Here is a 20347-nt window from a genome sequence, read left to right as displayed (position 1 = left end):
GGTGGGTTCTCGTGGAACCGGCGGTGTCCGTGGGAGTGCTACACCACCTCGAGTACGTGCCCGCCCACAACGGCCACCACGCCGACAACCACGGCCCAAAACGCCAGGTCGCCGACAGCGAACTCGGCTGCAGAACCGGTCCACCCCTCGTACACAGCGGCGAGGAACATACCAACACCGGCGACGCCCGACACGAGAACCGGCACCCCCGTACGGCCAGCGTGGAGGTCGATGGCCGCACCGATCCCGAAGGTCAGACCGTAGATGGCCAAACAGCCATAGAAGACGTTGTGGCGGTTCACACCTGTCGTTGCGAGCACAGTTCCATAATCTCCTCGGCTGCGCGTTCCACCGTGACCGAGGGCGGCTTCGTCGTCGGCCAAGGACAGCACGGCGTGTCCCGGGGTCGTGGTGACGGTGAGGTTTCGACGACCCTGTCTTCGGGCCGCGACCGTGCGAGTGGGGTCGGACTGCCGCTGTCAGTGCAAGTGGCACGGGAAGAGACACCCCCAGAGAGGGGGGTTCGAGGGGTGTCCCTACCACTGGTCACGCTGGCTATCACATAGGCGTCGTGGCAAACTGATTCGAACGGGCGGTCTTCGAGGCTGACGACGATTGACTCAGTCGTCAGCAGGCGTGGCGTCGGTCGACGGTGCCGAGTCGTGGACCGTCATCATCGAGCCGAGTCGGTCGGGCATCATCGACAGCGCGCGGACGATGGCCGCCAGCGCGATGAAGATGCCCGTCAGGATGTGCGCGACGCCGCCGAGTTTGAGCCACAGCAGCGTCGAGGGCCACTGATGGATAGTCGCCAGTTGGGCGTTGAGCGCGGCACCTCCAGCGCGGTCAGGACCGCCGCCGGCGAGACTGTGCTGCGTCTGGCTCGCGAAGAAGGTATCGAGCAACGGGTGGAACTGCGTCAGTTCGAAGAACAGTGCGCTCCCGACGAGCAGGTAGCCGACGGCGACGAACAGGCCGCCGACCAGCAGCATCTTCTTGATCATGCCCACGCGGGCAGCAATCTCCTCGGAGGTGAGTTCTGGCGGTGCAGCAGGTGGCTGTGCCATACGCTTCTCGACGGGGGCGACGGGCATTGCCGTACCGCGGCGGTGTCCGAAGCCCGCACACGACCCACGACACATATATATCCCCGACTGGCGGGCACGGACATCTCAGAGCCGCCACACCAACTGCAGAACGGCCAGTCCGTTTCTCGGGGGTCCTCCGGTTAGCCGCGGCCGCCGGCGAGTTTCTCGGCCTCCGGCAGCCCGCGGAGTCGCACCATCGAGAGGGTGCCGACCACGGGTCCGAGCGCCAGCGGGACGAACGCCCACTGCCAGCCCACGGCGTCGGCGACCACGGGAACGAGCTGGATCGAAACCGTCGTGAGGAGGAATCCGATCGCCGTCTGCATCGTGAGTGCGGTCCCGACGTACGACTCCTCTGCCAGTTCCGAGACGGCGGCCGAGAACTGCGCGGAGTCGGCCACGACGGCGAACCCCCAGACCAACACGAACGGGACGAGGACGAACAACGAGGAGCCGAAGACGAAGCCGGCGAGGAGCGACGCCGCCCCGCTCGTCACCATCGAGGCGCTCGTGACGACGGTGCGACCGGCCCGGTCGGAGGCGACCCCAGCAACGATGGCCCCCACACCCCCGACGGCGATAGTCCCGAACGCGATGAACGAGGCTGTCTCTGAGGCACCTGCACCGCCCCCGTTCGCCGAGATACTGGCGATCAGGAACGCCGGAATCCACGTCCAGACCGCGTACAGCTCCCACATGTGGCCGAAGTAGCCGCCGTTGGCGAGCATCGTGCCGCGGTCTCTGAGCATCCGGCCCAGCGCACCGGGGTCGAACGGTGCGGCCGGTGCCTGGTAGGGCCCCGGTTCGACCCAGAGCGCGAGGAACGCACCGACGACTGCGAGACCAGCGGCTCCGTGAATCGCCTCGGGGTCAAGCCCCGAGGCTTCCCGTTTCTACGACGCGCTTTACAGACACGGAATCCGTGTCCGTAGGGAGCGAAGTCTCCACGGGCGTATCTTCGGGAGCACCCGTCGTCTCCGAGCCGAGAAAGAGTGTGAACTCATGGAAGCCTCTGTTGCAGCGACGCAGCCGAACCCATAAACGGTGTGTCGGTTGTGGACGCACGTCACCACACCGGCGAAGCGGTCGGCCAGCCCCTCACGACGTCAGTCGCGGGTCGACGACAGCAGGTGTGGGTCGACCTGTCTCCCGACGAGGACGAGGCTGCCGACGAGCATGACGACGGCGACAGGAAGCAGGAACTGGAACGCGGTCAAGAGGACACTCGACGCCTGAATCCCCAGGACGATCAGGACGACGGGGCCACAGCACGCGGTGCCCGACAGGACAGCCGGGAGGCTCGCGATGACCCCACTCGACGACTGGCCGAGCCCACAGGCCGTCGGCTGCGTCCAGGCTAGATAGGTCACCGCGAGGTTCAGTCCGACGAGAACCGCAATCGCGAGTCCGATGATCGAGTTGAGCGAGAACAGGTACGTCAGCGGGCCGATGTCGACCGTGGCGACTGGGGTGAACGAGAGCGGGCCGAGCGCGGGTTCGAAGAGTCTCGACAGCGGGTCGGCGACGAGCGTCACGTCGTAGCCGCCGAGGCCGGGTGCGAGATGCCCAATCGCCCAGAGATACACCACGAAGTAGCCGACGGTGACAGCGGCGAGCACGACCTGGGCGTCACGCCGACGGAGGGTCAGCGCCGTCGCGTCTCGGGTGTGTGAGACGGCTCCGGTGAGCCGACCGAGCGAGAGCGGGTCACTCATAGACGCCCGTCTCGGGGTAGTACGCGGCCCACGCGAACCACATGGCGTCGAACGTGTGGACGCGCGTCAGCGGGAGGGCGTCGGGGTCGTGTGGCGTCCCGTCGGACGCGACGACCGTGCCAGCATCGGCTGTGTACGCACGCTCGTCGGGGTTCAGATAGACGTAGCCGGTGTCGTACCGGGAGTCGTACACCGCGAGGACGGGGACGGTGCCGAGTTCGCCGCGCACGAGGTGTTTCTCTCGGAGACCCCCTTTGTGGAACGCGACGGCACCGTCCGGCGTCCGCGCCCCCATGACCACCGTCTTCCGCTGGAATCGGTCGTCGTCGTTGGTCACCGAGAACAGCAGTCGGTCGCTCTGGTAGTAGCCACTGGGCGGGTTGTACCCGCCGTACGGGTCGCGTTCGTAGTTTCGGGCGTGTCCGGTGTCGGTCGAGAGAACGACCGTCTCGGGGTGCTGTGTGCGCCACTGTTGCCAGGTCGTCCAGACGAGCCGGAACTCCCGTAACGACCGGGTCGGCGGGGTCGCGTTCCAGGGGCCGGGGATGGAGGTGGCGAGGATCTGCGGCCACCACGTCTCGGTGGCGCGGTCGTACATGACGAGGTTGTTGTTGATGAGTCGGCCCGAGACGCCGAACGTCGTCTCACCGCGTTCGAAGCCCTGGACCGTGCCAGTGAGCGGACAGTAGGTGACACTCACCGGCGCGTCACCGAGGGTGTCGTTGACGATCTCGTGGTGGACGAGGATCTTCTGTGGGTACGCCTTCGCGACGCCGTCGTGTGAGACGCCGAACACCGGGTCACCCGGGGCGAGGAAGTCGACCGCGTCCGCAGCGACGAACGCGGGGTCGTCGATGGACGGGATGCCGTCTTTGGGCGGGCCGCCCGACCGAGCGTTCTCACGGAGGGCGTCGGGAGTCATCGGCAGCGGAAGCTGTTCGGCGGCGGTTGGAACGGCGGCCTCGACGCTGCTGTCGGTCTCGGTTCCCGGGTCGTCGGTGGGCCGGGCGCTCGCTGTCGGGGTGGCTCCACTGCTCGCACCAGTCGTACAACCGGCGAGCGCCGAGAGACCCGCCGCGGCGAGAACCTGTCTGCGCGAGACTCGCATCATCACATCGAACGGACGTCGTAGAGGCCATTAACCGTTGAGCGCGTGTGCGAGGGTCGCACATGGGCTGTCGCCGTCGAGGAGTCCGTACCGAGGACGGGGCGGTATCGGTGAGGGGTCGGTGCCGCGCAGGGGTGAGCCGACGACCGTTATGCAACCGATCGCCGCGAGTCGTCGCGCTCTGGAGGAGCCGACGGCGACAAACACCACTGTTTTGTCTGGAGCATACAACACTCCACTAATGAGTAGTATCCGTCCGGAGGAACTGGACGACCGCCTGGGGTCGGCGGCCGGTGACGAGCCGTTTCTCCTCGACATCCGCCCCGTGTCGGCGTTCGAGTCGGGGGCGATCGACCGGAGCCACAACATCCCCGTGTACAACGACCTGCGTCGCGGCGACGAGTCGGCGCTACGCAGCCGACTGGGAGACGTCCCGACGGACCGAGACGTGGTCGTCGTGTGCAAGATGGGGGTCGTGGCCAGGCGGGCGACGAAGGTTCTCAGCGACGAGGGGTACGACGCGATGACGCTGCTCGGCGGCATGAGCGGGTGGACGGGGTATCAGCGCGGGTCGCTGGGCTACCGCCTCCGGTCGCTCGTCTGGAGCCTCCGGTAGCCGGTCGGACGGCGGGCGGCGCGCCCCCCAGGGGCGTCCGACACTCGCGTGGACCGCTGGTCTCGGCGGCGACCGAACTGTTATCTAGCTCGTCGCCGACGACGTGCCATGACACGGAGAGTCATCGACCCGGAGGGGCTAGCCGACACGACTCAACACCACTTCAGCCCGGCAATCGTTGCGAACGGGACGTTCTACGTGTCGGGACAGGTCGGGACGGACGAACACGGGGACTACGTCGGCGACGACGTCGAATCGCAGACGCGACAGGCGTTCGAGAACCTCGAGACGCTCCTGCAGCCTGTGGGGAAGGAACTCGACGACGTCGTGAAAGTCACCAGCTACATCGTCGATATCCAGGACCACTACGAGGCGTTTCAGTCGGTGTACCGAGCGGTGTTTTCGACCGAGCCATTTCCGTGCCACACCGCCATCGGTGTCGAGAGCCTCGCGAGCGAGACACCCCTGGTAGAGCTAGAGGTCGCGGTTCCCGTCGACGAGGAGTCGTGACGAACCCTCTCCACGGCTCACTCGGACCGCCGGAGGGCACGCGTGGGGAGCGGGGATGCGACGCGACGCGAACGCCGCGCGGTCCCACCGGGAGGGCCCTCGTCGGTCAGGCCGTGGCGAGGGACCGGCCGTCGTCGTCGGAGGCGAACAGCGCCGCCGTGAGTTTGCGCTCGGCCGCACGGAGGTGTTGCATGTACGTCGACTGTGAGATGTCCATCATGTCGGCGACGTCCTGCCCGCTGTGCTCGCGAGGCCACTCGAAGTAGCCCGCCAGATGAGCCGTGCGGAGCGCTTCGAGTTGCCTGTCGGTCAGCGCCGTGGTGAGTTCGTCCCGGAAGCTGTCGGCCGTCTCGACGGGGCGCTCTCGGTCCTGGCGTGAGACGAGCGTACACGTCTCGAACTGGCCGTCGAGCGCCTGGACGACCGGCCGAACGTCGCCGCCGGGGACGTCGACGACGAGGCGGCCGCGTGCCTCGTCGGCGTCGACGGTCAGGGCGGCGACCGTCGCGCCGTGTGTGGCCAGCGTGTCGGCGAGCGGGTCGGTCATCGACACCCGGAGGAGACACTCGTCGTCGGTCGCGGAGACGACCGTCGGCACCGAGAGGCCGTCGACCGCCTCCGTCGCGGCGACGACCGCCTCGCTGTCGTCGCTCGACACGGAGACGAAACAGACGCGGTCGTCCGCGCCGGCCGTCGTCGTGCGGGTGAGTTCGACGTCACACGCCGTCTCGGCGGCGAGGTCGAACAGCGGGTCGGCGTCGTCGTCGACCGAGAAGGTCAACTCGGTGACCCGTTCGTCGACGAGTTCGCGCCGGCGTTCGGCGGCGTTGATGGCGCTTCCCACGGTCTCGCCGAGTTCGACGCGCACGTCGTGTCTGAGCACCTCGAAGAGGGTCGCGTCGCGCGCCCCGAGCACCAGCGCGCCGTAGGTCGTCTCGCGGTACGAGAGCGGGACGACGCCGACCGCCGCGACGTCGTCGACGACGGTGACGCACTGTGTGGTGCCGGTCCGGCCGTGGTCGATCCCCGCCGTGATGGTCGCCAGGGCGTCCTCACCGTCGTCGACGAGCGTCTCGAGGGCGTCCCCGTCCGCCGTCGCGTACCGAACGCGGAGGCGACCGCTCGCCGTCCGGTCGACGACCCCGGCCGTCACCACCCACGGATCGTCGGCGAAGCGGTCGGTGACGGCCTCTTCGACGTCCTCGCGCGTCGTCGCGGTCACGAGCCGCCGGTTCACGTCCCGGAGGAGTTCGTTGACCCGGTTGAGCCGACTCAGTCGTTCGTTCTGCTCTTCGATGCGTAACTGGCGTTCCTTCCGGTCCGTGACGTCCGTCTCGACCGCGACGAACCGTTCCACGTCGCCGTCTTCTGTCACCGGTGCGATGGTCACGTCCACCCAGCGGAGTTCGCCCGAGGCGTCCTGGTTGACGATTTCGCCGTCCCACACCTCGCCGTCGGTGATGGTCTCCCACATCCGGTCGTAGAACGCGTCGTCCTGCTCGCCGGACTGCCACAGCCGCGGGTTCCGTCCGACGACCGTCTCGGGGGCGTAGCCGGTGACCGTCTCGATGGCCGGGTTCGCGTACGTGATGGTGCCGTCGGGGTCGGTGAAGAAGATGGCGTGTCCGGCGTGTTCGACGGCCTTCTCGAACACGGCGAGTTCGTCGTTGAGCGACCGGAGTTCGCGTTTGACCGCCGCCTCCTCCTCGACGTACCGGCTGAGGTAGTGGACCGTGAGGACGGCCAGGCCGCTCACGACGAGACCGGGGAGTTCTTCGAGGCCGGTCCCGGTCGACCCGAGTGCTGTCAGCACCTGACGGGCGGCCATCAGCACCAGAAGCACCGTCAGAAAGCCGAACCGTCGGTCACCGCTGCGTCTGAGCAACACCAGCGAGTACCCGATCCCGGCCACCCTGAGACCGATCGAGGCGAGGATGATCGCGTTCACTATCGGGCACTCTCACACTCTCGTACAAATATCGGTCGGTCCCGACAGTCGCCTGCCGGCGGTGACAGCCGAGACCGGCTCGCGCCCGGCCGCGGCCTGTCACACCGGTCACCACGGTCACTGCAGGCGGGTTCTGGGGGCACCCAAACAGTATCGGTGTCGGAACACCCCGGGTAGTCGGCCCGCTGAACCGGCCAAACAGTACCGGTAGTACGCTCTCCGAGGGGGAGTGTGTACTGATACGTGTATGAGTTCACGAGTCCCGCCACGGCCGCAGGGCGGCCGGGCACGACAGGAGGCCGGAGATGAGCGTTGACGACGACGCGACGCCGGGCGTCCCGTCGGTCGACGTCGACCCACAGCAGTTCGACGAGATGGTCGACGACGAGGCCGACGACCCCGACGAGGTGCTGTCGGCGGTCGACTTCGACACCGACCTCGGCGTCGCGATGGCCGAGGACGCACAGCGCGTCTCGCGCGGCGAACTCACGAGCGACGAGTACTGGGAGCGCTACGACGAGGCGGCCGAAGCCGAGTTCGGCGACGCCTATCGGGAGACGCCGAACCCGGCGGTCGACCGGGACGGACAGACCATCTCGACGGACACCGCCGAGTCGCTCGGCTGTTCGGTGGGGTCGATGTGCGACGTGGCCGAGCAACTCGACGAGAACGACGCCGCGAGCGAGGGTGACACGCCGCGCTGGGGGATGGTAATCGACCTCCAGAAGTGCGTGGGCTGTGACTCGTGTACGGTCGCGTGCAAGGCGGAGAACCGCACGCCGCCGGGCGTCTCGTACAACGTCGTCATGGAAGAAGAACGCGGGGAGTTCCCGAACGTGACGCGGACGAACCTCCCGCGGCCGTGTATGCAGTGTGAGAACCCCCCGTGCGTGCAGGTGTGCCCCGTCAGCGCGACGTACAAGATGGACGACGGCGTGGTCAACATCGACTACGACCGCTGTATCGGCTGTCGATACTGCATGATCGGCTGTCCGTACGGCGCGCGCTACTTCGACTTCGGCGGGGACTACGACGACGAGGTCGAAAGCGCGGGTGAGATCACGAGTCCGGAGTACGGCGTCGACCGCGGGAAACGCGAGGCCGACGCGGGCAAATCGCCCGTCGGCAACGTCCGCAAATGTAGTTTCTGTACCCACCGGCTCGAACGCGGCGAAGAGCCCGCGTGCGTGGAGACGTGTATCGGCGACGCCCGGAACATGGGCGACCTGGACGACCCCGACAGCGAGGTGGCCGAGATGGCCGACTCGACGCGGTCGTTCCAGCTGAAAGAGGGCGAAGGGACCGACCCCAACGTCTACTACCTGGAGTAAGACCATGGCAACCGAACACTCACTCTTCCGCTACGACCCCGGATTCATCGACGGCCGGCTCCGGACGGTCTGGTACGGATTCCTCGCCGTCCTCTTAGCTGTCGGTGGCTACGCGATGTGGCTCCGCATCGACGGCGGGATGGCGACGACCAACCTGACGAGTACGACGCCGTGGGGGGCGTGGGTCGCCTTCTACATCTACTTCGTCGGGCTGTCGGCGGGCGCGTTCCTCGTGAGCACGCTCGCGAACGTCTTCGAACTCGAGGGGATGCACCGGGTCGACCGCGACGCGCTCTTCGCGGCGATTATCAGCATGAACGTCGCGTTGCTGTTCGTCTGGGCCGACCTCGGGCGGATGGACCGGATGTACTTCCCGTTCCTCTACCGGCAGTTCACCTCGGCGCTGTCGTGGGAGGTCCACGCGTACGTCGCGTACATCGCGGTGCTCGTGACCGAACTGTACCTCGCGATGCGCATCGACCTCGCCCGGGTGGCCGAGCGCGCCGACGGCTGGCGGGCGCGGCTCTGTGGCCTCCTGACGCTCGGCCGCACGGACACGAGCGACGAGGCGGCGGCGACCGACCGAACGTGGCTCAAGCGCGTCGGCATCCTCGGCATCCCGCTGGCCATCTTCCTCGTCCACGGCGGCACCGGGGTGCTCTTCGCGACGGCGAAGGCTCGGCCCTACTGGAACAGCGGGCTGTTCCCCATCATCTTCGTCATCTCGGCGGTCGTCTCGGGGACGGCACTGGTCGCGCTCCTGTACGTCCTCCGGACGCGCCTGTTCGACGGCGAGTCGACCGACCGGGACCTGCTCGGACTGCTCGGGAAGCTGATGGCGGGGTTCGTCGTCGTCGACGTCGCGCTGACGGCCATCGAGGCGCTCATCGCGCTCGCCAGCCTCCACCCCCACGAAGTCGAGACGTGGAACATCGTCCTCTTCGGGGAGATGTCGTGGTCGTTCTGGTGGTTCATGGTCGGCCTCGGCTGGCTGTTCCCGCTCGTCATCCTGAGCAAGCGCTCGTGGCGGCGGGAGCCGGGCCCCATCGCTGTCGCCGGGCTGAGTATCGTCATCGGAATCATCGCCGTGCGCTTCAACATCGTCGTCCCGCCGCAGATTCTCCCGGTGATGGACGGCCTCCCGCACGGGTCGTACTTCCCGACGGCCGTCGAGTGGCTGACGAGCGTCGGGATGATCGCCGTCGGTCTCCTCATGTACACCGTCGGCGCGGAGTTCCTGCCCCTGACGCCACTGGAGCGTGATCACTGATGAGCTCAGAACCGTCGAATCCCGACAGTACCGACCCCGACACAGACAGCGACGGCGACGCCGAGGACGGCTTCTCGGTCTCACGCCGGGACTTCGTCAAGGCCGCCGGCACCATCGGCGTCGTCGCCGCAGCCAGCAGTGCGACCGTCGACATCGACACGACCGACCTCTGGACCGACGCCCAGCAGCATTACGACGGCACCGACGTCGACAGCTACGACGCCAGCGACGTCATCCACACGACCTGCGGGCAGTGCAACACGTTCTGCCCGGTGAAGGTCCAGATCGACGGGGGCGACGCCCCCGGCGAGTACAGTTCGCTGATCCGGAAACTCGCGGGGAACCCCTACTCGTTCCTCAACAGCCAGCCGTTCGGCCAGGTGCCGTACGGCAGCGACCCCGAGGACGTGGCGACCGGCGACGTCGAGGGCAGCGGTGACGTCGCCGAGTCGCGCTGGGCGCTCGGTGGCGGTCGCATCTGCCTGAAGGGGCAGGCCGGCATCCAGACGGCGTACGACACCTACCGGGTGCGCAAGCCGATGAAGCGCGTCGGCCCGCGCGGCAGCGGCGAGTGGCAGACCATCTCGTGGGAGCAAGCCATCGAGGAGATTACCGAGGGCGACGACGACCTCGGCCATCCCGGCATCCGCGAGCTGTGGGGCTACGCCCCGAAAGACGAGGTGATGGCCGACTGGGACGCCGTCCAGTCGGGCGAGATGGCCAAGTCGGCGTTCGACGAGAAGTACGAGGACGTCCTCATCGACACCGACCACCCGGACCTCGGCCCGAAGGCCAACCAGCTTGTCGACGTGGGCGGGTTCCGGCGGAACTTCATCCGCGCCCGCCTGTGGAAACAGGGGCTGGGGTCGGTCAACAGCTTCCACCACGCCGGCACCTGCGGCTTCTCCAGCGTGATGGGCAACGTCCGCTCGTACGCGGCGAAGAAGAAGCGGCAGTACCCAGACATCGACGAGTGCGAGTACATGCTGGTGTGGGGGACGAACCCGATGGTGGCGAACAAGGGGCCGACGTGGCTGGCTCCGAAGCTCACCAACGCCATCCAGGAGGGAATGCGGATGGACGTCGTCGACCCGCGGCTGTCGAAGACGGCCGAGAAGGGCGAAAAGTGGGTGCCGGTCGACCCCGGCGCGGACGGCGCGCTCGCGCTCGGCATGGCGCGGTGGATTATCGAACACGACCGCCACGACGAGACGTACCTCACGAACCCGGCCGAGTCGGCGGCCGCGGCCGACGACGAACCGACGTGGTCGGACGCGACCCACCTCGTCCGCGTCGACGCCGAGGCCGGCCCGAAGGCCCGCGTGGGTGACCTCGACGCAGTCACCGCCGAGACGGCCGGCGACGACGACTTCGTGGTCGTCGACGGCGAGACTGGCTCGCTCCGGCCGGCGAGCGAGACCGAGACGGGCGTGCTCGACGCCGACGTGACGGTCGACGGCGAGCGTCTCCGGAGCGTCTGGAGCCTCTACCGCGAGCGCGTCTTCGAGCACACCGTCGCGGAGTACGCCGAGATGGCCGGTGTGGCGGTCGAGACGGTCGAGGAGGTGGCCGACGAGTTCACCAGCCACGGCAAGCGCGCGGCCATCATGCAGTACCGCGGGCCGGCCAAACACACCAACGGCTTCTACAACACCCGCGCCATCGCGACGCTCCAGCACCTCATCGGCAACTACGACTGGAAGGGCGGGCAGATCACCCCGTACGCGGGCTACGCGACGATGTCGGGGCGGTACGAACTCGGGACGGTCCCCGAGGCCAACGCGCCGTGGGGCATCTCGCTCGTCCGCGGCGGCACGAACTACGAGGACACGTCGCTGTTCGAGCGCGACGACGGCTACCCGGCCGAGCGGCCGTGGTTCCCCGTCGCGCCCGCCCAGCAGACCCAGGAGATCTACGGCTCGGCCGCGGACGAGTACCCCTACGGCGTCGAGGCGCTGTTCATCCGGCCGTACTCGAACAACCACGTCATGTCGGTCGCCGGCGGCGACGCCATCACCGACATCCTCGCCGACCCCGAGACGATTCCGCTGGTCGTCGCCTCCGACACGGTCATCGGCGAGACGAGCAAGTACGCCGACTACATCCTCCCCGAACCGACCTACCTCGAACGGTGGGAGAACTTCGGGACGTACCCGAACAAGCGGCTGGCCGACGAGAAGATCAGCCAGCCCGCGGTGAAGGTCGTCCCCGACGCCCGGCCGTTCGAGGACGTCCTCGTCGACCTGTGGAAACGCCTCGACCTCCCCGGCGTCGGCGAGGACGCGATTCCGGACGCCGACGGCGACCTGTGGTCGCTCGACCGCGCGGAGGACTTCTACGTCAAACTCGCCGCGAACATCGCCTACGACCGCGACCCGGTGCCGGACGCGTCGGACGAGGAACGCGCGGTGTTCCGCCGGTCACACGAGAAGGGCCTCGGCGAGCACTTCGACCTCGACGCGTGGCGTGACGCGGTCGACCCCGAGGAGTGGCGAAAGGTCGTGACGGTGCTCAACCGCGGCGGCCGGTTCGAAGAACCGGTCGACGACTACGCCGACGCGTACGCCGACCGCGGCCACGACTACCCGCACGCCGAACGCGGCGGCGAGGCGTCGAACGCCTACGACGGCGAGCACATGCGGTACAAACTCGGCTCGCGCGTCGACTTCTACAGCGAGGCCGTCGCCACCGGCAAGCACTCGTTCACCGGCGAGCGGTTCGACCCGCTGCCGAAACTCGAGGACGTCCGCCACTACGACGGGAGCGTCCAGGTCGGCGTCCGGAGCGCCGAGGAGGGAGAGCGAGCACTGCAGTTGATCAACTGGAAGCCCCGCACGCAGGGGATGCACCGGACGACCAACGCACCGTGGCTCCGAGAGACCCGCCCGGAGAACCCACTGTGGATGAACCCGGCGGACGCCGAGGAACGCGGCATCGAGAACGGCGACCGGATCGAAATCGACGCCGGGCGGCGCACCGTCGAGGGCGTCGCGATGGTCACCGCGGGCATCCGTCCGGGGGTCGTCGGCACGATGTGGGGCTGGGGCCGCGACGCGAACGGAGCGACCGCAGAAACCATCGACGGCGAGACGCGAGGGCCGGCCGGCGAGGACGGCCACACCCCGTACCAGTTCGACGAGCCGATGAACGACGAGGCGGGGCTGGCGAAGGGCCGCGACGCCGGCTTCGCGGTCAACCACCTCCAGCCGCTGGACGCCGCCCTCGGCGACACGGGGCTCAGCGACCTCGTCGGAGGGAGTAACGCACAGTTCGACGCGTACGTCGACGTCGAGCGCCTCGACGGGGGTGGCCACTGATGCGCCGCGACCCGGCGGCCGACGCCGCCCTCGACGGTGACGCTGCCGCCGGCCCCGTCGCGTTCGCCCGCGCTCGGGCGGACGTGTACGACCTCTTCGCGGCCGTCTTCGACGGCGACGTGGACGCGTTCCGCGAGGCGCACGCCGACGGCGTCTTCGCCCGTCTCGCCGCGACGCTCCCCGGACAGGTCGACTGCGACCCCCTCGACAGCCTCGAGGGCGACGAGGCGTTCGCGTTCGCCTACGACAACCTGTTCGTCGTGCCCGGCGAGCGGTACGTCCCGCCGTTCGCGTCGGCGCACGCGACCGAGCCCGCGGAAGTGTTCGACTCGCCCTCGGCGTACCACGACGCCGGCACGGCGGGCGAGTTCCTCGGCCGGCCCGCCGCGACGGTCTCGGCGCTGTACGACCGGACCGGGTTCGAGCCGACGCGCGGCGACGGCATCCCGGACCACGTCGCCGCCGTGTTCGAGTTCCAGGCCGTGCTCTGTCGACACGAGGCGGAGCGTCGAGACGACGGGACCGACGTCGCGGCGGGACGCGACCTGCAGCGGTCGGTCGTCGAGGCGCTCTCGTGGCTCGACGCGTTCGACGAGGCGGTGTGCGAGCGTGACGCGGCCGTCGGTGCGTTCGCGGCGCTGAGCAGCCTCGCCCGCACGTTCGTCGCGTGGGACGCCCGACACGCGCTGGCAGACACCGACGGCGGGCCGGAGGCGACGACCGGCAACGGACCGGAGGCGACGACCGACGACGAGACGAACCGTGCAGAGACCACAGCCGCGACCGACCTCGATACAGACCAATGACTGACGAATCCACCACGCTCATCGACGGCCTCCGCGACGTGACCGACCCCGACATCGGCGACGACGTCGTCTCGACCGGCCTCGTCACCGACGTCGACATCGACGCGTCGACGGACCGCGCGCGAATCGACCTCGATTTGAACACCCCGCACGCGCCGACGGAGACGGCCATCGCCGACGAGGTCAGAGCCATCGCCGAGTCGCTGGGGTTCACGCCCGAACTCCGGGCGACCGGCGGCGGCGGTGCCGACGGGAGCGTCCTCCCGAACGTCCGGAACGTCGTCGCCGTCGCGTCCGGAAAGGGCGGTGTCGGGAAGTCGACCGTCGCGACGAATCTCGCGGCCGGCCTCGCAGACCGCGGGGCGCGCGTCGGCATCCTCGACGCCGACGTGTACGGCCCGAACGTCCCCCGGATGCTCGGCGTCGACGAGGACCCGGACGTCACGGGTGACGACGGCGACGAACGAATCGAGCCGCCGTCGGCGTTCGGCGTCTCGGTCATGAGCGTCGGCCTCCTGGTCGGCGACGACGACCCCGTCATCTGGCGGGGCCCGATGGCTCACAACGTCCTCTCGGACCTCTTCGAGGACGTCACCTGGGGCCCGCTGGACTACCTCGTCGTCGACCTGCCACCGGGGACGGGCGACGTGCAACTGACCATCCTGCAGCGACTCCCGGTCACGGGGGCCGTCGTCGTCACCACGCCGCAGGCCGTCTCGACCGACGACACCCGCCGTGCGATGCGGATGTTCGCCGAGTACGGCACGCCCGTCCTCGGCGTCGCCGAGAACATGTCGTCGTTCGTCTGTCCCGACTGCGGCAGTGCGCACGACGTGTTCGGCGAGGGCGGCGGCGAGGCCCTCGCGGCGGACGCCGACGTGCCGTTCCTCGGAGGCATCCCGCTCGACCCGGCTGTGCGCGACGGCGGCGACGACGGCCGGCCCATCGTCCTCGCCGAGGGGGAAACCGCTCGCGCCGTCGCGGAGCTGACCGCGGACGTCGCCGACAGTCTCAGCCTGCTGCACCGCCTCGAACGGGCGAACAGCGGGGCGGGTGTCACCGCCACCGGGGAGTCCGGGTGAGTCGCGATGGCGACAGCAGGCGACGACGTGGACGCGGTGTCCTCGCTCGCGGAGCCGGTGACCGTCGTGGGCGACGAACGCGTCTCACTCACCCCCGACCTCGTCCGCACGCTCCCCTCGACGGCGCGGACCGTCACGACCGCCTGCGCGTCGGGGGTTCGACACACCGCCACGTGGACGGGGGTTCCGGTCGACGCCGTGCTCTCGCTCGCCGACGCCCCCGGTGAGACGACTCACCTGCTCGTCGAGAGCACTGACGGGTATCGGAGCTGTGTCGACGTCGCCGCGGCGCTCGAGGGGCTGGTCGCACTCGTCCGAGACGGCACGCCGATCGCGGACGACCACCCCTACGCGACGCGGTTCGTCGCGCCCGGAATCGACGGGGCGCGAGCGGTCAAGGCCGTCGCGAGGCTGGAGACACGGCGGCTCGCCGCGGGAACGGACCCCGAGACGCTCGAGAGACATCGCTGACCCCCGGCCGTCGGGGAGTGGTGGCGGACTGCCCGCCCGTGGGTCACGAGGCCGTCCCGCCCCCGTGTGGATTCAGGCGTCGGGCTCGGTTCGTCGGAGCGTCCCGCCACAGTCGCCACAGCGGTACGACGCCACGTCCCTGACGAGCTTCGACCGCCGATAGCGGGCGAGGCGCTGGCCACACGACTGACAGACGATCCACCACCGCGGCTCGACGAACCGCTCACAGTGCACGTTCGTCTGCAGGTCCGCCGCGAGCCGTCGGAACCGCTCGCCGTGCGAGCCGTCACCGTGCTCGTTCAGCAGGTGGACGTGGACGAGTTCGTGACGGATGGTCTCGGCCACGGCCGCCCAGCCGTTCGCCCGGAAATACGCCCACGTGAGCGAGACCGTCTCCGGACGGCCCGCACGGGATTTCACAGCACCGGCTCGCCGTTTGGCCCGCGTGCTGACCTCCCACTCGAGGTCGTCGACGTCGGCCGTCAGCCCGTAGTGGTCGACGACCGCCCGCGCGTACACTCTCGAGACGGCGAGGAACTCCTCGACGGTCGCGTCGGTGCCGATGTGGTAGGACGCGGGATCGGGACCGGCCGTCATACGGGTCGAGGGGTCGGTCGGTGAGTCGGTGTCGGTCGGTGAGTCCGTGTCGGGCGGTGGGTCGGTGTCGGGCGGTGAGTCCGTGTCGGGCGTTTCGGTGCCACAAGCCGAGCGACGGCTCCTGGGGTCCTAAATGCTCTCCAGCGGGCATCGACACCGATACGAGGCGTCGAGGACAAGGGCGTCTATGACGACCGCCGGCCGACTGGGGGGAGGAGACGGGGGATGACGGCGCGGACAGCACCGGTCCCCGACGAGCCGCTGTCGCCGCTCGCAGCCCTGACGGACCGCGTGCTCGCGGTGTACGGGTACGAGGTCTCGCCGGCCATCGACGCCATCGACGACGCCGTCCCCGGGTTCGGCGGGCTGTTCGACCCCGGAACGACGTCGGGCGAACTCACCGAGGCGCTCGAAGGCGTGCTCGACGGGGCCGACGACCCCGAGCGACTGCGGGGGCGGGCGAACCGACGGGAGGTCGAGGCCGTCCTGTACGCCGACGGGAGTTCGCGCGGGAACCCCGGCCCGGCAGGGGCAGGTGCCGTCCTGCTCGACGGGGACGAGGAGACGCTGGCCCGTCTCGGCCGCCCGGTCGGGTCGAACACGGGGAACAACACGGCCGAGTACGCCGCGCTCGCGCTCGGCGTGGACCAGCTCCTGACGCGGTACGAACCGACGCGGCTCGAGGTCCGAATCGACTCGATGACCGTCGTCCGCGACGTCTGGCAGGGCCACGGGAGCGGCGATGCGGGGTTCCGTCCGTACCGGGAGGCCATCGTCGAACGCCTCGACCGGGTCCCCCACCACGAGTGGACGCATCTGGCGGACAGCGACCCGAACCCGGCAGACGCGCTCGCTACCGTCGGGGCCGACATCGCCTCGCTCGGACCCGGTGTGTGACCGCACTCGGCGGCGGGGACCACGCTGACCCGCGGCCGGACGAAGCGAATCGTCGAGACGGGGTCGTACGGCGCACGAGAGTCCGTCGCGTCTCTCGAAGCCGTGTCGGCGACGCGGAACGGCCCAGTGAGACGCCCTCGAAGAGACGAACGAGACCCAGGCGGCGACGAAGTAATCACCGAGAGACACGTTGTGATGGGTACCCATGCCGGAACCCACGTTCACGATCTATCACCTCGACCGTGACCCCATCGCCTCGCGGGCGACGGAGTTCGTCGAGCGGAAGGGGGTCGGCCATCCGGACTCGATCTGTGACGGCATCGCAGAGGCCATCTCCCGGCGCCTTTCGCGACACTATCTCGACGAGTTCGGCCGGGTCCTCCACCACAACACCGACAAGGTCCAGCTGGTCGCCGGGTCGACGGACCCCGCCTTCGGGGGCGGCGAGATCGTCGACCCCATCTACGTCCTGCTCGGCGGACGGGCGACGAAGGCCGTCGACGGACACCGAATCCCGGTCGACCAGCTCGCGCTCGATGCCGCGCGGGAGTACGTCGACGACCACCTCGGCGAACTCCCCGCCGACGCGGTCGAGTTCGACTGCCGTATCGGGGAGGCCTCGTCCGACCTCAAATCGCTGTTCGACGAACGAGGCGTCACCCGGGCGAACGACACCAGCGTCGGCACCGGCTACGCCCCGCTCTCCGAGACGGACCGAATCGTCAGGGGGCTCGAATCGGCGCTCCGCGAGCGGGTTCCGGCGGTGGGGGCGGACCTCAAGCTGATGGGCTGGCGGGCCGACGACGACCTCCACATCACCGTCGCGGCGGCCGTCGTCTCCCGACACGTCTCGGACATAGACGAGTACGTCGCGGTGAAACGACGGGTCGCGGAGGTGGTCAGACGATACGCGACCGAGCGGACGGCGAACGCCGTCCACGTGGAGGTGAACGCCGCCGACGACGTCGAGACGGGACGCGTCTACCTCACCGAGACCGGCCTCTCGGCGGAGATGGGAGACGACGGGAACGTCGGCCGGGGGAATCGCGTGAACGGCCTCATCACGCCACACCGGCCGATGAGTCTGGAGGCGGCGGCCGGGAAGAACCCGGTCAGTCACGTCGGGAAGCTGTACAACCTCCTCGCCTCGAACGCCGCCGACCGCATCCACCGCGAACTCGGGGCGGCACACACCGAGGTGAAACTCCTCTCTCGAATCGGCTGTCCCGTCACCGAGCCGTTGGCTATCGACGTCGACACCACCGCACGCGACGACGACGGGATACGACGCATCGTCACCGAGGAACTCGACGGAATCGACGACCTCTCACGAGCGCTCGTCGCGGGTGAGGTGACCGTCTTCTGACGGCCGGGAGTCGCGAGGCACGAACCCGTCGCCGAGGCGGACCGGTGCGTCCCGACGGAAGCGGCGGCGGTGGCTACCGGCCCCCGCTTCGCGCGGCTCGACCGAGGCGGTCCTCGACCGCGGTGACCTTGTCACGGGCGCGCTGGTCGACCGTTCGTTTGTCGTCGATCTTCAGTGTCGTGATCACCCGGTCGTCGTCGACCGCTTCGTGCGCCGCTTCCGCGGCCGCGAACAACTCGTGGACGTCCTCGGCCTCCAGAATCGTCCCCATCGGGGTCGTCTCGTAGGCGATGTCGAACCCCTCGAGCGCGTCGATAGCCTTCGCAATCTCTCCCGACATGCTCCCCTCCCGAACGGGGACAATGTTCAGTTCACCAATCACCGTCATGACAGTTGTCCTATACTCGGTGGTGACAAAAGGATTCTCAGTGGGGAGAGCCGACACGACGCCCACAGCGACCCGCTCGTCCGGGGTGGGCGACCCGCTAGCGGGTGGCTTTGATGCCGACGAAGGAGCCGTCGCCGTATCCCGCGTGGATCGGTTCCGGTCCGTCGACCTCGTCTAGCGGGTGGTAGATGGTCTGGACGAACTCGAAATCGTCGAACCCGACGACTTCGAGCGCGTCGACGAGTTGCTCGGTCGAGACGAACTCCGCCTCGCGGTAGAACGGGTTCTCCTCCTTGGTCGCCTGGTAGACTCGCCCGACGGGGCTGTTCTTGTCGATGTAGCCGATGACGAGGCTCCCGTCGGGGGCGAGGATACGCTCGGCCTCGGCCAGCGTCTCGTGGATGTCGTCGACGAAACAGATTGTCGTCACGATCAGGGCCGTATCGAACGCCGCGTCGGCGAACGGCAGGAACTCGGCGAGGCCTCTGACCACGTCGATTCCCCGGTCGCGGGCGTGGCGGAGCATCTCCTCGGCCGGGTCGAGTCCGACCTCCATCCCGAGCGGTGCGGCGAATCGCGCGCTCCCGACCCCGATTTCGAGACCGTAGCCCGGCGCAGGGAGGAGGCGACGCAGCGCCGCCAGTTCGGACTGATAGGCGTCCTCGTGGGCGTCGAACCACGCTTCGTACCGGTCGGTGTGTCTCTCGAACGGTTCGGTCTTCGGCATAGTCGACCCAACGACGTCCAGGGATACCAACGTTCGGGAAGAACGGACGTGCCCCGCGAGAGACCGCGAGAGACGCCGAACCACCGTCAGTCCGGACGGGAGCGGCAGCCGTTTGGAAATCGGCCAACGAGTCAGACCGTGATGTAACCGTTCGACACGCACGGCGTGCCGTGGCCCGACGAGTGTCTGGGCGTGCTGGGACTCGTGCTCAGTATCGTGGGGGCGCTCGCCGGCATCGTCTGACTCGTCCGCGACGACGGCCACCGCTGGAGCGTCGGCCTCATCGCGGTGAGTGCGTCGCTCGGGTGGGTGTCGTTCAGGTACTGCGGAGTCTGGGAACAGTCGCTCCCCTGCTCGAGATGACCGCCGTCGTCGTCCTGCGCGCCACCCGGTCGACCCCTCCGGCGACGGGGAAGCCGTCAGGCGGGGGCGACGGCCGGCTCCGCGACCGTGTCAGAGGTCCGTCTGAAGAGGACGGCGAGAGAGACCGTGACGCCGGGGAACGTGACGGCCCACAGGGCGGCGATCCATATCAGCGGGTGGTAGTAGATCTGGAGCGCCAGGAACGGGATGAGGAGGCCGTTTGCAATCATGAACCATCGAACCGTGCGTTCGACCCCCGTCGCGGTGAAGGCGAACGCGGCGAAGAGCGTTGCGAGACTCATGAAGCTGTAACCGAGGATGTCCACCGAGTACAGGAACGAGTCGAACGGGACGAACAGGAACGGCTGGAGCGACACGCTGTCGACGTCTCCCTGAAGCAGGCGGGGCACGACGAAGGTGAGCTGGACGTAGTAGTTGATGCTGATCAAGACGGCGTAGATGGTCGCGAACACGAGGCCGATGTGGCTCCAGATCTTCCGCTCCTCGGACGCGTAGTAGTGGACGCTGACCATCAGGACGACGAACGCCGTCCCGAGGAACAACGACGGGGTGAGCAGGACGATGAGCCCGAACGGGGTGCTGCTACTTTCCGGGCCACCCGACGATCCCAAGAGTCCGAGCCACTCGCCGAGCTGCGCAACGATGTAGGTGACACTGAACAGGGTGGCGAACACCGCCGCCCAGAATCCGATTCGACTGACCGTTCCCGAGACGTCCTCCCCCATA

Annotated in this window: 19 protein-coding genes and 1 pseudogene; 10 read left to right on the top strand and 10 right to left on the bottom strand. The window is 68.6% G+C overall.

The window, feature by feature from the left end; translation table 11 throughout:
* Window positions 1-38: 38 nt before the first annotated feature.
* The 5 genes and pseudogenes from E6N53_RS16100 to E6N53_RS16075 all read right to left on the bottom strand — a co-directional run bounded on the left by E6N53_RS16100 (window position 39) and on the right by E6N53_RS16075 (window position 3914).
* Window positions 39-320 (bottom strand): hypothetical protein, encoded by a 282-nt coding sequence (locus tag E6N53_RS16100; RefSeq protein ID WP_142860556.1) that lies wholly within the window; start codon window positions 318-320, stop codon window positions 39-41.
* Between the two features lie 300 nt (window positions 321-620).
* Window positions 621-1067, bottom strand: a complete 447-nt coding sequence (locus E6N53_RS16095) for a hypothetical protein (protein ID WP_236642384.1) — start codon at window positions 1065-1067, stop codon at window positions 621-623.
* A gap of 161 nt (window positions 1068-1228) precedes the next feature.
* Window positions 1229-1948, bottom strand: a pseudogene (locus E6N53_RS16090) (MFS transporter); the annotation flags it as partial.
* A 246-nt stretch (window positions 1949-2194) separates the two neighbouring features.
* On the bottom strand, window positions 2195-2803 hold the full coding sequence (locus E6N53_RS16080; RefSeq protein WP_142860555.1) for a hypothetical protein: 609 nt from the start codon (window positions 2801-2803) through the stop codon (window positions 2195-2197).
* On the bottom strand, window positions 2796-3914 hold the full coding sequence (locus E6N53_RS16075; RefSeq protein ID WP_142860554.1) for a DUF3179 domain-containing protein: 1119 nt from the start codon (window positions 3912-3914) through the stop codon (window positions 2796-2798). Before E6N53_RS16075 ends, E6N53_RS16080 begins: the two co-directional genes overlap by 8 nt.
* A gap of 238 nt (window positions 3915-4152) precedes the next feature.
* Here E6N53_RS16075 and E6N53_RS16070 point away from each other — a divergent pair, with 238 nt between their 5' ends.
* Both E6N53_RS16070 and E6N53_RS16065 read left to right on the top strand, forming a co-directional pair.
* On the top strand, window positions 4153-4527 hold the full coding sequence (locus E6N53_RS16070; RefSeq protein ID WP_136601384.1) for a rhodanese-like domain-containing protein: 375 nt from the start codon (window positions 4153-4155) through the stop codon (window positions 4525-4527).
* A gap of 108 nt (window positions 4528-4635) precedes the next feature.
* Window positions 4636-5037, top strand: coding sequence for a RidA family protein (locus E6N53_RS16065; protein ID WP_142860553.1), 402 nt, complete (start codon window positions 4636-4638; stop codon window positions 5035-5037).
* 106 nt (window positions 5038-5143) lie between these two features.
* On the opposite strand, the gene E6N53_RS16060 is transcribed toward E6N53_RS16065, so the two are convergent.
* Window positions 5144-6985 carry a bacterio-opsin activator domain-containing protein gene (locus E6N53_RS16060; protein WP_142860552.1) on the bottom strand — a complete coding sequence of 614 codons (1842 nt, stop codon included), beginning with the start codon at window positions 6983-6985 and terminating at the stop codon, window positions 5144-5146.
* A gap of 305 nt (window positions 6986-7290) precedes the next feature.
* Between E6N53_RS16060 and E6N53_RS16055 the strand changes: the two genes are divergently transcribed.
* The 6 genes from E6N53_RS16055 to E6N53_RS16030 are packed head-to-tail and all read left to right on the top strand — an operon-like array spanning window position 7291 to window position 15262.
* Window positions 7291-8316, top strand: coding sequence for a 4Fe-4S dicluster domain-containing protein (locus tag E6N53_RS16055; RefSeq protein WP_142860551.1), 1026 nt, complete (start codon window positions 7291-7293; stop codon window positions 8314-8316).
* 4 nt (window positions 8317-8320) lie between these two features.
* Complete coding sequence (gene nrfD, locus E6N53_RS16050) at window positions 8321-9586, top strand: NrfD/PsrC family molybdoenzyme membrane anchor subunit (RefSeq protein ID WP_136591069.1); 1266 nt, start codon at window positions 8321-8323, stop codon at window positions 9584-9586.
* Window positions 9586-12903, top strand: a complete 3318-nt coding sequence (locus E6N53_RS16045) for a molybdopterin-dependent oxidoreductase (RefSeq protein ID WP_142860550.1) — start codon at window positions 9586-9588, stop codon at window positions 12901-12903. Before nrfD ends, E6N53_RS16045 begins: the two co-directional genes overlap by 1 nt.
* Window positions 12903-13709: a TorD/DmsD family molecular chaperone gene (locus tag E6N53_RS16040; protein WP_142860549.1), complete on the top strand. Its 807-nt coding sequence runs from the start codon at window positions 12903-12905 to the stop codon at window positions 13707-13709. Before E6N53_RS16045 ends, E6N53_RS16040 begins: the two co-directional genes overlap by 1 nt.
* Window positions 13706-14791 (top strand): Mrp/NBP35 family ATP-binding protein, encoded by a 1086-nt coding sequence (locus tag E6N53_RS16035; RefSeq protein WP_136591072.1) that lies wholly within the window; start codon window positions 13706-13708, stop codon window positions 14789-14791. Before E6N53_RS16040 ends, E6N53_RS16035 begins: the two co-directional genes overlap by 4 nt.
* 6 nt (window positions 14792-14797) lie before the next feature.
* The gene (locus E6N53_RS16030; protein ID WP_142860548.1) at window positions 14798-15262 is read left to right on the top strand and encodes a molybdopterin-dependent oxidoreductase; all 465 of its coding nucleotides are present in this window, start codon (window positions 14798-14800) and stop codon (window positions 15260-15262) included.
* Between the two features lie 72 nt (window positions 15263-15334).
* On the opposite strand, the gene E6N53_RS16025 is transcribed toward E6N53_RS16030, so the two are convergent.
* Window positions 15335-15859, bottom strand: a complete 525-nt coding sequence (locus E6N53_RS16025) for a SprT-like domain-containing protein (protein WP_142860547.1) — start codon at window positions 15857-15859, stop codon at window positions 15335-15337.
* Between the two features lie 225 nt (window positions 15860-16084).
* On the opposite strand from E6N53_RS16025, the gene E6N53_RS16020 reads away from it, so the two are divergent.
* Together E6N53_RS16020 and E6N53_RS16015 are read left to right on the top strand one after the other, a co-directional pair.
* Window positions 16085-16756 (top strand): ribonuclease HI family protein, encoded by a 672-nt coding sequence (locus tag E6N53_RS16020; protein WP_142860546.1) that lies wholly within the window; start codon window positions 16085-16087, stop codon window positions 16754-16756.
* 205 nt (window positions 16757-16961) lie between these two features.
* Window positions 16962-18122, top strand: coding sequence for a methionine adenosyltransferase (locus E6N53_RS16015; protein WP_142860545.1), 1161 nt, complete (start codon window positions 16962-16964; stop codon window positions 18120-18122).
* Between the two features lie 73 nt (window positions 18123-18195).
* On the opposite strand, the gene E6N53_RS16010 is transcribed toward E6N53_RS16015, so the two are convergent.
* The 3 genes from E6N53_RS16010 to E6N53_RS16000 all read right to left on the bottom strand — a co-directional run bounded on the left by E6N53_RS16010 (window position 18196) and on the right by E6N53_RS16000 (window position 20346).
* Window positions 18196-18510 (bottom strand): MTH1187 family thiamine-binding protein, encoded by a 315-nt coding sequence (locus E6N53_RS16010; protein ID WP_142860544.1) that lies wholly within the window; start codon window positions 18508-18510, stop codon window positions 18196-18198.
* Between the two features lie 97 nt (window positions 18511-18607).
* Window positions 18608-19237, bottom strand: coding sequence for a class I SAM-dependent methyltransferase (locus E6N53_RS16005; RefSeq protein WP_142860543.1), 630 nt, complete (start codon window positions 19235-19237; stop codon window positions 18608-18610).
* A 419-nt stretch (window positions 19238-19656) separates the two neighbouring features.
* Window positions 19657-20346 carry a hypothetical protein gene (locus tag E6N53_RS16000; protein ID WP_142860542.1) on the bottom strand — a complete coding sequence of 230 codons (690 nt, stop codon included), beginning with the start codon at window positions 20344-20346 and terminating at the stop codon, window positions 19657-19659.
* Window position 20347: the final 1 nt, after the last annotated feature.

Source organism: Salinigranum halophilum (assembly GCF_007004735.1).
Classification (GTDB): Archaea; Halobacteriota; Halobacteria; order Halobacteriales; family Haloferacaceae; genus Salinigranum; species Salinigranum halophilum.
This window is presented reverse-complemented; position numbering and strand designations above follow the sequence as displayed.

Bases quoted from the DNA above. Each gene is read 5' to 3' on its own strand.
- E6N53_RS16040 (WP_142860549.1), top strand. From the start codon at position 12,903: ATGCGCCGCGACCCGGCGGCCGACGCCGCCCTCGACGGTGACGCTGCC.
- E6N53_RS16095 (WP_236642384.1), bottom strand. From the start codon at position 1,067: ATGGCACAGCCACCTGCTGCACCGCCAGAACTCACCTCCGAGGAGATT.
- E6N53_RS16075 (WP_142860554.1), bottom strand. From the start codon at position 3,914: ATGATGCGAGTCTCGCGCAGACAGGTTCTCGCCGCGGCGGGTCTCTCG.
- E6N53_RS16080 (WP_142860555.1), bottom strand. From the start codon at position 2,803: ATGAGTGACCCGCTCTCGCTCGGTCGGCTCACCGGAGCCGTCTCACAC.
- E6N53_RS16010 (WP_142860544.1), bottom strand. From the start codon at position 18,510: ATGACGGTGATTGGTGAACTGAACATTGTCCCCGTTCGGGAGGGGAGC.
- E6N53_RS16015 (WP_142860545.1), top strand. From the start codon at position 16,962: ATGCCGGAACCCACGTTCACGATCTATCACCTCGACCGTGACCCCATC.
- nrfD (WP_136591069.1), top strand. From the start codon at position 8,321: ATGGCAACCGAACACTCACTCTTCCGCTACGACCCCGGATTCATCGAC.
- E6N53_RS16020 (WP_142860546.1), top strand. From the start codon at position 16,085: ATGACGGCGCGGACAGCACCGGTCCCCGACGAGCCGCTGTCGCCGCTC.
- E6N53_RS16055 (WP_142860551.1), top strand. From the start codon at position 7,291: ATGAGCGTTGACGACGACGCGACGCCGGGCGTCCCGTCGGTCGACGTC.
- E6N53_RS16070 (WP_136601384.1), top strand. From the start codon at position 4,153: ATGAGTAGTATCCGTCCGGAGGAACTGGACGACCGCCTGGGGTCGGCG.
- E6N53_RS16005 (WP_142860543.1), bottom strand. From the start codon at position 19,237: ATGCCGAAGACCGAACCGTTCGAGAGACACACCGACCGGTACGAAGCG.
- E6N53_RS16000 (WP_142860542.1), bottom strand. From the start codon at position 20,346: ATGGGGGAGGACGTCTCGGGAACGGTCAGTCGAATCGGATTCTGGGCG.
- E6N53_RS16045 (WP_142860550.1), top strand. From the start codon at position 9,586: ATGAGCTCAGAACCGTCGAATCCCGACAGTACCGACCCCGACACAGAC.
- E6N53_RS16065 (WP_142860553.1), top strand. From the start codon at position 4,636: ATGACACGGAGAGTCATCGACCCGGAGGGGCTAGCCGACACGACTCAA.
- E6N53_RS16025 (WP_142860547.1), bottom strand. From the start codon at position 15,859: ATGACGGCCGGTCCCGATCCCGCGTCCTACCACATCGGCACCGACGCG.
- E6N53_RS16035 (WP_136591072.1), top strand. From the start codon at position 13,706: ATGACTGACGAATCCACCACGCTCATCGACGGCCTCCGCGACGTGACC.
- E6N53_RS16030 (WP_142860548.1), top strand. From the start codon at position 14,798: ATGGCGACAGCAGGCGACGACGTGGACGCGGTGTCCTCGCTCGCGGAG.